Origin of the sequence: Paraburkholderia sediminicola (assembly GCF_046027825.1) — a bacterium.
GTDB lineage: Bacteria > Pseudomonadota > Gammaproteobacteria > Burkholderiales > Burkholderiaceae > Paraburkholderia > Paraburkholderia sediminicola_D.
The window spans coordinates 1-328 of record NZ_JAQQDU010000290.1 but is presented as its reverse complement, the minus strand read 5'-3'; the positions used below and the strand labels follow the sequence as shown (position 1 = coordinate 328).

The following is a 328-nucleotide window of genomic DNA, read 5'->3' as shown; positions in this document are numbered from 1 at the left end:
ACGGCGCAGCAGCAGGGCCTGCAGCTGCTCGGTCTGCACATCGTTCAGTGGCCGCACGACGGGTTTGATGACGGCGCCGAAATGGGCGATGACGAACGCATCGATGCGGTCTGTCTTCGCGCGTTTGCCGGTGGCTTTGGCAAAGTCGCGCACCTGTCGGGGATTGACGGCGACAGCGGGAAGACCGGCCTGACAAAGCGCCTTGAGCACGGCGAGTTCGAGCTTGCCGGTGGCCTCCATGACGATCAGGGTGGGGCCCAGCGTGATCAGACGCTGGACCAGCTGTTCGATGGCGGCGGTTTCATTGTCGACACTGAAATGTTCGGTT

General features: G+C 62.8%; 1 protein-coding gene. It reads right to left on the bottom strand.

Translation table 11 applies throughout. The annotated features are described in order from the left end of the window. A partial coding sequence (locus tag PQQ96_RS42280) for an IS110 family transposase (RefSeq protein ID WP_408303388.1) occupies positions 1-328 on the bottom strand: 328 nt, incomplete at both ends.